Source organism: Acinetobacter sp. YH12227 (genome assembly GCF_013417785.1).
In the GTDB taxonomy this organism is placed as follows: Bacteria; Pseudomonadota; Gammaproteobacteria; order Pseudomonadales; family Moraxellaceae; genus Acinetobacter; species Acinetobacter gandensis.
In genome coordinates this window covers 1-8,163 of record NZ_VPDH01000106.1, presented here as the reverse complement: position 1 = coordinate 8,163, position 8,163 = coordinate 1, and the positions used below count along the sequence as shown (strand labels likewise).

9 protein-coding genes and 2 pseudogenes are annotated in these 8,163 nt (G+C 49.1%); 7 read left to right on the top strand and 4 right to left on the bottom strand.

Translation table 11 applies throughout. From position 1 onward, the window contains the following. Positions 1 to 139: 139 nt before the first annotated feature. Entirely contained in the window at positions 140 to 991 is an 852-nt protein-coding gene (locus tag FTV09_RS18190) for a RepB family plasmid replication initiator protein (protein ID WP_119065088.1), read from the top strand. Beyond that, positions 988 to 1,218, top strand: coding sequence for a hypothetical protein (locus FTV09_RS16270; RefSeq protein ID WP_005028396.1), 231 nt, complete (start codon positions 988 to 990; stop codon positions 1,216 to 1,218). Before FTV09_RS18190 ends, FTV09_RS16270 begins: the two co-directional genes overlap by 4 nt. Here FTV09_RS16270 and FTV09_RS16265 read toward each other — a convergent pair whose 3' ends face one another. Then, positions 1,219 to 1,503, bottom strand: coding sequence for a hypothetical protein (locus FTV09_RS16265; protein WP_034619196.1), 285 nt, complete (start codon positions 1,501 to 1,503; stop codon positions 1,219 to 1,221). It abuts the gene before it with no gap. A gap of 232 nt (positions 1,504 to 1,735) precedes the next feature. Between FTV09_RS16265 and aph(3'')-Ib the strand changes: the two genes are divergently transcribed. The 3 genes from aph(3'')-Ib (at position 1,736) to FTV09_RS16250 (ending at position 3,809) form a co-directional block, all read left to right on the top strand. After that, on the top strand, positions 1,736 to 2,539 hold the full coding sequence (gene aph(3'')-Ib / locus FTV09_RS16260; protein WP_001082319.1) for an aminoglycoside O-phosphotransferase APH(3'')-Ib: 804 nt from the start codon (positions 1,736 to 1,738) through the stop codon (positions 2,537 to 2,539). Continuing rightward, positions 2,539 to 3,375 carry an aminoglycoside O-phosphotransferase APH(6)-Id gene (locus FTV09_RS16255; RefSeq protein ID WP_000480968.1) on the top strand — a complete coding sequence of 279 codons (837 nt, stop codon included), beginning with the start codon at positions 2,539 to 2,541 and terminating at the stop codon, positions 3,373 to 3,375. Before aph(3'')-Ib ends, FTV09_RS16255 begins: the two co-directional genes overlap by 1 nt. 167 nt (positions 3,376 to 3,542) lie before the next feature. Next, on the top strand, positions 3,543 to 3,809 hold the full coding sequence (locus FTV09_RS16250) for a hypothetical protein (RefSeq protein WP_052928020.1): 267 nt from the start codon (positions 3,543 to 3,545) through the stop codon (positions 3,807 to 3,809). 15 nt (positions 3,810 to 3,824) lie between these two features. On the opposite strand, the gene tet(Y) is transcribed toward FTV09_RS16250, so the two are convergent. After that, on the bottom strand, positions 3,825 to 5,000 hold the full coding sequence (gene tet(Y), locus FTV09_RS16245; RefSeq protein ID WP_011931119.1) for a tetracycline efflux MFS transporter Tet(Y): 1,176 nt from the start codon (positions 4,998 to 5,000) through the stop codon (positions 3,825 to 3,827). Positions 5,001 to 5,082: 82 nt separating this feature from the next. Here tet(Y) and tetR(Y) point away from each other — a divergent pair, with 82 nt between their 5' ends. Next, positions 5,083 to 5,706 (top strand): tetracycline resistance transcriptional repressor TetR(Y), encoded by a 624-nt coding sequence (gene tetR(Y), locus FTV09_RS16240; RefSeq protein ID WP_011931118.1) that lies wholly within the window; start codon positions 5,083 to 5,085, stop codon positions 5,704 to 5,706. Between the two features lie 63 nt (positions 5,707 to 5,769). Here the strand turns inward: tetR(Y) and FTV09_RS16235 are convergent, their stop codons facing one another. Both FTV09_RS16235 and FTV09_RS16230 read right to left on the bottom strand, forming a co-directional pair. After that, positions 5,770 to 6,066, bottom strand: coding sequence for a hypothetical protein (locus FTV09_RS16235; protein ID WP_044501921.1), 297 nt, complete (start codon positions 6,064 to 6,066; stop codon positions 5,770 to 5,772). Between the two features lie 140 nt (positions 6,067 to 6,206). Further along, positions 6,207 to 8,036, bottom strand: a pseudogene (locus FTV09_RS16230) (Tn3 family transposase); the annotation flags it as partial. On the opposite strand from FTV09_RS16230, the pseudogene FTV09_RS18185 reads away from it, so the two are divergent. Next, positions 7,972 to 8,163 (top strand): annotated as a pseudogene (locus FTV09_RS18185) (hypothetical protein); the annotation flags it as partial. The pseudogenes FTV09_RS16230 and FTV09_RS18185 overlap by 65 nt on opposite strands.

The following is an 8,163-nucleotide window of genomic DNA, read 5'->3' as shown; positions in this document are numbered from 1 at the left end:
CCGCCAACAATAATTATGATAAAGCCGAATAAAAAATTGAGATTCATGTTTGCAGCTATGTTTAATTATTTAGATTTAAGCAACTTAATTAGTAGCATTACAATAGTTATTGTACGAGAGTACTTTAGAACCTAAGAATGTGGCTCGTGAGATTCGTTCTGCTTGTAGTGATTTAATCAAAAGAACAGTAATAATAGAAACACCTATTGGTGACTTGGAAACGCATTGGCTTCACAATGTATTGCACTTTAAAAGCGAAACTTTTGAACGCTTAAAAAAGCAATATCCTGATGCCAAGAATGACGAAGAATTTATTAATGCACTTAGACTGCATAATCTTTTAGATAGCCTGCCAATCGTTGTAAATAGCGATGATAATGTCGTGGCACGAATTGTTTTCCATGAAGATATGATGCCTTATTTGAGTGATCTGAAAAGTCATTTCACACAGTATTTTCTTTCAGACTGCAAAGGTTTTAGTGGTGCTTATAGCTTCCGAATATATCAATTAATGATGCAATTTAAGTCGACAGGTTATTGCAACATTCCCCTTAAAGAATTGCGTAAAATACTTTCTTTAGAAAGTCTATATTCAAATGCTGCTGATTTAAAAAGGCGTGTGATTGATGCTGCATGTACTGAAATTAATGAAAAATCCCCTTATACGGTTAAATATGAGCTAATTAAAAAGGGCAATAAATTTCATAGTCTTGAGCTAAAATTTAAGAAGAAAAATGCAGAAAAAGAGCAATTAAGATGCCCTGACACAATTGATATGTTTGAAGAACAGAAAAATAACTTCCTTAAACTGTCTGATGCTCAGGTTGATAGTTTTGGTAATCAATTATCAGAACTTTCTGAATTAAGTTATTTAGCTAGAGAGGGTGAAAGCTACAAAGATTTAGCATTAAGGCTTAAAACAATGCTTCGAGATCCTGACCAACAACCACAGCTTCTTCCATATTTAAAAAAACTAGGATTTAAACCATGATTGAGTTAGATAATTTTAATTTTGATGAAGAAGTTGCCAAATTCAATGATGTTATTTTCAATCAGAGTAATGAAGTAAAAGCAAAGATATTGACTGGATATTTAAGCTCTATTATTGATGTTGAGATTAAACATTTTGATGATTTCAATGATCATAAAACAGTGCTTAAAGATATTGAAAGCAAAGTAACCTTTGCTATCAATATGCTAAAAACAATACAAAATTAATTATGGCAGATTAAATAATTTTCTATCCCGATCTTCTGTTAAATACTCGTTGATGCCAGCGAGTATTTTTTGTTTCTCTGCTTCATCTTCCATTTTCTTGAGCAAGTAAGAACCCAGTAAAATTTTACGTCTGGTATCGTTTTTTCGATCTTGTTCTTTCTGTTTTGCCTTTTCACGAGCGTCTTTAGCCTGCTTTTGAGCTTTAAGCTGCTTTAAGCGTTCTTCCTGTTGCTTTAAGCGTTCTTCCTGCTTAGCAATTCTCTGTTCTAAAGATTCATTTGTCATTGTAATTCCCATACCTAAAAAACCATTCAAGCATAGGATACCTGCCATTGAGATTCAATGCCTTCCTAAGCTATAATGGTTTTCCAGAATGGCGCACTTTACCAAACTAATTTCATTAAGTTTGGAAGTCCGAAAGGGGATACCCCTTTACCCCATAAAATTATTTTGTTGTTGTTGAGAAAAGACAAATGAGCCACCTCCGCGCTTCATCAGAAAACTGAAGGAACCTCCATTGAATCGAACTAATATTTTTTTTGGTGAATCGCATTCTGACTGGTTGCCTGTCAGAGGCGGAGAATCTGGTGATTTTGTTTTTCGACGTGGTGACGGGCATGCCTTCGCGAAAATCGCACCTGCTTCCCGCCGCGGTGAGCTCGCTGGAGAGCGTGACCGCCTCATTTGGCTCAAAGGTCGAGGTGTGGCTTGCCCCGAGGTGATCAACTGGCAGGAGGAACAGGAGGGTGCATGCTTGGTGATAACGGCAATTCCGGGAGTACCGGCGGCTGATCTGTCTGGAGCGGATTTGCTCAAAGCGTGGCCGTCAATGGGGCAGCAACTTGGCGCTGTTCACAGCCTATCGGTTGATCAATGTCCGTTTGAGCGCAGGCTGTCGCGAATGTTCGGACGCGCCGTTGATGTGGTGTCCCGCAATGCCGTCAATCCCGACTTCTTACCGGACGAGGACAAGAGTACGCCGCAGCTCGATCTTTTGGCTCGTGTCGAACGAGAGCTACCGGTGCGGCTCGACCAAGAGCGCACCGATATGGTTGTTTGCCATGGTGATCCCTGCATGCCGAACTTCATGGTGGACCCTAAAACTCTTCAATGCACGGGTCTGATCGACCTTGGGCGGCTCGGAACAGCAGATCGCTATGCCGATTTGGCACTCATGATTGCTAACGCCGAAGAGAACTGGGCAGCGCCAGATGAAGCAGAGCGCGCCTTCGCTGTCCTATTCAATGTATTGGGGATCGAAGCCCCCGACCGCGAACGCCTTGCCTTCTATCTGCGATTGGACCCTCTGACTTGGGGTTGATGTTCATGCCGCCTGTTTTTCCTGCTCATTGGCACGTTTCGCAACCTGTTCTCATTGCGGACACCTTTTCCAGCCTCGTTTGGAAAGTTTCATTGCCAGACGGGACTCCTGCAATCGTCAAGGGATTGAAACCTATAGAAGACATTGCTGATGAACTGCGCGGGGCCGACTATCTGGTATGGCGCAATGGGAGGGGAGCAGTCCGGTTGCTCGGTCGTGAGAACAATCTGATGTTGCTCGAATATGCCGGGGAGCGAATGCTCTCTCACATCGTTGCCGAGCACGGCGACTACCAGGCGACCGAAATTGCAGCGGAACTAATGGCGAAGCTGTATGCCGCATCTGAGGAACCCCTGCCTTCTGCCCTTCTCCCGATCCGGGATCGCTTTGCAGCTTTGTTTCAGCGGGCGCGCGATGATCAAAACGCAGGTTGTCAAACTGACTACGTCCACGCGGCGATTATAGCCGATCAAATGATGAGCAATGCCTCGGAACTGCGTGGGCTACATGGCGATCTGCATCATGAAAACATCATGTTCTCCAGTCGCGGCTGGCTGGTGATAGATCCCGTCGGTCTGGTCGGTGAAGTGGGCTTTGGCGCCGCCAATATGTTCTACGATCCGGCTGACAGAGACGACCTTTGTCTCGATCCTAGACGCATTGCACAGATGGCGGACGCATTCTCTCGTGCGCTGGACGTCGATCCGCGTCGCCTGCTCGACCAGGCGTACGCTTATGGGTGCCTTTCCGCAGCTTGGAACGCGGATGGAGAAGAGGAGCAACGCGATCTAGCTATCGCGGCCGCGATCAAGCAGGTGCGACAGACGTCATACTAGATATCAAGCGACTTCTCCTATCCCCTGGGAACACATCAATCTTACCGGAGAATATCGTTGGCCAAAGCCTTAGCGTAGGATTTCGCCCTCTCCCGCAAACGACCCCATGTGGGCGGTAAAATCAGCTATGTCCGTATTCCCTCACCTGAAGACTTCTGGTGATGAAAATGGCATCCCCACCCGGAAACTGGAAAACCCGCTATAAAGCCAGTGATCTTGCAGACCATCAAAGATTAGAAATGACCTGCAAGAAATGTAACCGCCTTGTTTATATCAATAAGGCAATGATCAGCTCAATTCGAGGACACGAGCAATTATATTTGGACGAAGTTGAACGACGCGCACGCTGCAAAGCTCAAAATTGCCGTGGCACCATGCGCATGGCAATGGTGCGTCTTGATGAACTCAGCGGTTTTATTGGCGGGATTGCTTGATCTCCCGCCAAGATTTTAAGATCGCAATAAACTGGCTGACTGGCGCAATAATGGTATAGCAATAAGATAAAGGCTTGCTGCGACGAGCCAAACCCAACCATCCCACTGCCCCGCGGTTAAGCCATAAAGCGTCGTAAATCCGACCGGCCCGATAATCGAGGTTATATTCGTCAACCCCGTTAAAGTTCCCTGTAAAGCACCTTGTTTTTCATCGCAAACAAGACCTGAAATAATGGCCTGCAAAGCAGGCATACCAATGCCGCCTGTGGCCAGCATAAAAATTGCCGGCAGAACCATCCAGCTTTGCGTGATAAAAGCCAGCAATAAAAACCCGCACATATCAGCGCCCATTCCAAGCAGCAACACACCGCGGTCACCCAGTCGCTTTGAAAGAGTGCCGGTTAAAACAGCTTGTACGAATGTATGTGCTGCACCAAAAACGGCCAGCGACACACCTGCTGTGCCAATATCCCAATTCAAGCGCTGTTCGCCATAAATCACCCACAAAGCGGCGGGCGCCTGCCCAATCAGCTGCATAAGAAAAAACAACGCAAAAAAGCTGGCAAGTCCCTGAACTGCAAAATTGAAGCGAAAGCCTTCAAACAAATTGATTTTGGCTGGCTGTCCTTCAGGCGGTTGTGACGGCGTTTTGGGCAACAAGAAAGCCACCAAACAAAAGGCAATTGCATTGAGAAGAGCCCCTGCCACAAAGGGCGCATGCACAGATATATCACCAAGAACACCGCCAATAGCAGGCCCTGCAATCATACCTGCACCAAAACACGCCCCCATAAAACCAAACCAACGCGCACGTTCTTCCTGTTTAGTTGTATCAGCGATAATTGATGCCGCGATTGCACCAGTTGCTCCGGTAACACCTGAGATAATCCGGCCGATATAAAGCACCCATAAAACAGGCGCTGCCGCCATTATGCTATAATCAATCGTGGCACCTAAAAATGAAACCAGCAAAATAATCCGCCGTCCATAGCGGTCAGATAACCGCCCTAAAACGGGCGCGCAAAAGACCTGCATAAACGCATAAAGCGATAAAAAAACACCATAGTGAAATGCTGTTTGCTCTGCCGGTACAAATTCATTTAATAAAGCCGGAACCACCGGCATGATTAATCCCAAACCAATCGCATCAAGCGCGACAACAATGAGTGCGGTTATAAGTGATTTTGACATAGATGTGACTTTTATTTATCATTGATAAGTTGGCGATAATAAACTTTATCAACGATAAATTGTCAAGAGGTAATGCAATAAAATGACCAAATTGGATCGTGAGACCGTTATTCAGGCTGCACTTGAACTTCTCAACGAAGTCGGTGTTGACAATTTAACAACGCGAAAATTGGCCGAGCGCCTGAAGGTGCAGCAACCTGCTCTTTATTGGCATTTTCGCAATAAGCGCGCCCTGCTTGATGCCTTATCTGAAGCCATGTTAGAAAAAAATCACACCCGCACCGTGCCTCAGACAGGAGAAGACTGGCGTGTCTTTTTAAAAGAAAATGCACTCAGCTTTCGTAGCGCACTGCTTTCTTATCGTGATGGCGCACGCATTCATGCGGGCACACGCCCAACCAGTGCGCAATATGAGCGCGTGGAAAAACAGATCAGATTTTTATGTGAGAGCGGATTTGAACAGCCCGATGCCGTACGGGCATTAGTGATTGTCAGTCATTATACGACGGGCTCTGTCAGTGAGCAGCAAGCAGCCCTCGAAGATAGTTCTGAACGCAAACAAGCCTCAAAAGAAGCCCCTGCACAGCCATCACAGTTTCTATCTCATGCCTTTGATACATTCGATGCGGAAGGTGCCGATTTTGCCTTTGAATATGGATTGGATGCTTTAATTTCCGGTCTGGAAATGAAGAAAGCCACAAAATAACTTAGCAGATGCAACATAAAAAAGCCCCGCAAAGCGAGGCTTTTAAAATGATTAACTTAAAGATTATGCTTTTGGTGCAGCTTTTGGTTTGCGTGTTGAATAGACGACAAAGAACCCTGCAACCAAACCATAACCAAGCCATTTAAATGGCAGTATATCCGCATCTTCGCTGCGGATTGCACGTACCGCAACCGTGCCCGGACGTGTTTCCACACCCGCTTTACCACTGCTTTGAGCCGCTTCAATCTGATCAGGTGAGACGACCCATTCACGGCCTGTATATTTATCATAGGCCATAAAACCAAAGCCCACGATGAGTGCGGTGATTGCGCCTGCAATCAAACGAATGCGCATATTCATATCAAATTTCCATTATTTAATCTTGTTCAGCTTTTAAGCTGACAACAGCAAAAACATCAATTAGCAAAGCCGATCACTTATTATTATCTAATTCAAAATCACAAAATGGGGTCGTTTGCGGGAGGGGGCGGAATCCTACGCTAAGGCTTTGGCCAGCGATATTCTCCGGTGAGATTGATGTGTTCCCATCCGAGCGGCGAAACATGGGCCAAGAGATCGGGCGATAGCAGCTTTCCATCGCGTTTCTGGTTTGCAACGACCTCGCCGAGCTTCATGGTGTTCCAGAAGATGATGATGGCGGCGAGCAGATTCATGCCGGCGATGCGGTAATGCTGGCCTTCGGCGGAACGGTCGCGGATTTCACCGCGGCGGTGGAAGCTGATTGCCCGCTTCAGCGCATGATGAGCTTCGCCTTTGTTGAGCCCGATCTGGGCACGCCGTTGGAGTTCGGCATCCAGAATCCAGTCGATCATGAACAGGGTGCGCTCGACGCGACCGACTTCCCGCAGGGCTGTCGCGAGCTCGTTCTGCCGCGGATAGGAGGCGAGTTTCCGCAGAATCTGGCTTGGCGCGACGGTCCCGGCAGCAATGGTGGCGGCGATGCGCAGGATGTCGGGCCAATTGCGCTCGATCATGGCTTGGTTGACCTTTCCGCCGATCAACGCTCGCAGGTGCGCCGGGGCGGCCGACGGATTGAACGCGTAGAGCCGTTTGGATGGCAGGTCGCGGATGCGCGGAGCGAACCGGTAGCCGAGAATGGCACATGCGGCAAAGACGTGATCGGTGAAGCCGCCCGTGTCGGTGAACTGCTCGCGGATATGGCGTCCAGCATCGTTCATCAGCAGGCCATCGAGGATGTAAGGCGCTTCGCTTGCCGTTGCAGGAATCACCTGGGTTGCGAACGGCGCATATTGGTCGGAGACGTGGCTATAGGCTTTCAGGCCCGGGGTATTGCCATATTTCGCGTTGACCAGGTTCATGGCCTCACCTTGCTCTGTAGCGACGAAGAACTGTCCGTCGCTCGAAGCCGACGTGCCCATGCCCCAGAACCGGGCCATGGGTAACGCTGCCTGTGCCTCGACCACCATGGCCAGCGCCCGGTCATAGGCTTCGCCCTCGACATGCCACCGTCCAATGCGGATCAATTCCCAGAAGGTGTGGGTGTTTGTCGCATCCGCCATTTTGCGCAAGCCGAGGTTGATCCCTTCCGCCAAGATAACGTTCATTAGCCCGATCCGGTCAGCGCAGGGTGCTCCTGTGCGCAGATGGGTGAACGCTTCGGTGAAGCCGGTCGCCGCATCCACCTCCAGCAGGAGATCGGTGATGCGCGTGGGCGGGATCTGCTTGTAGAGATCGAGCACCAGATCTTCGGCGCCTGTCGGCGCGGCGGCTTCGAGTTTCTCGATATGCAGAACGCCGTTTTCAATCGACCCGCCCGGGATCGTGCCTGCGCGAGCGGCACGGCCAAGCTCGCGCAACCGCATGTCGAGGCGAGCTTGCCGGTCTGCCAGCCATTCCTCCGGCCGCAATGGCACAGCGAGACGACCGCCTTCCGCGATGGATTGTGCCGGAACGAGTGCGTGTTTCAGATCGCCATAGCGCCGGGACCTAGTAAGCCAGACATCTCCGGAGCGGAACGCATCGCGCAGATGGAACAGCACCGCGATCTCCCATAGGCGAGCGTCGCCAGCCCTCTGGGCCCGAAGGTGGCGATGCCATTTCGAGCTGGGCCGCAAGAAGCTGGTCATCGCGGCATCGTTCAAACCGGTACGAAGGGCCGTCACCGCTTCCAGAAGCGGCAGTGCAACGGGCGCAGCTCGCAGATCGAGCAGGCGCAACATGCGTGGAGCGTATCGGCGGAAGCGGTGATAACCGTCGAGCACATGATTGAGCGGATCGTCGGCCATGGTGGCGGTCAGCCTGGTTGCCATTGCAACAAGGGTTTTTAAGCCGTCCCACCCTGACCCACTGGCACTGTTGCAAATAACCACGAATGGTAAGCTGAAGACTGTTTTAGCTAAAGGTGCAGCATATGAATCCTTTCCATGGTCGGCATTTTCAGGGCGAAATCATTCTTTGGGCTGTGCGCTGGTATTG

Excerpts from the sequence above, each read along its gene's own strand:
- FTV09_RS16235 (WP_044501921.1), bottom strand. The coding sequence starts at position 6,066 with ATGAATATGCGCATTCGTTTGATTGCAGGCGCAATCACCGCACTCATC.
- FTV09_RS16255 (WP_000480968.1), top strand. The coding sequence starts at position 2,539 with ATGTTCATGCCGCCTGTTTTTCCTGCTCATTGGCACGTTTCGCAACCT.
- FTV09_RS16270 (WP_005028396.1), top strand. The coding sequence starts at position 988 with ATGATTGAGTTAGATAATTTTAATTTTGATGAAGAAGTTGCCAAATTC.
- FTV09_RS16265 (WP_034619196.1), bottom strand. The coding sequence starts at position 1,503 with ATGACAAATGAATCTTTAGAACAGAGAATTGCTAAGCAGGAAGAACGC.
- FTV09_RS16250 (WP_052928020.1), top strand. The coding sequence starts at position 3,543 with ATGGCATCCCCACCCGGAAACTGGAAAACCCGCTATAAAGCCAGTGAT.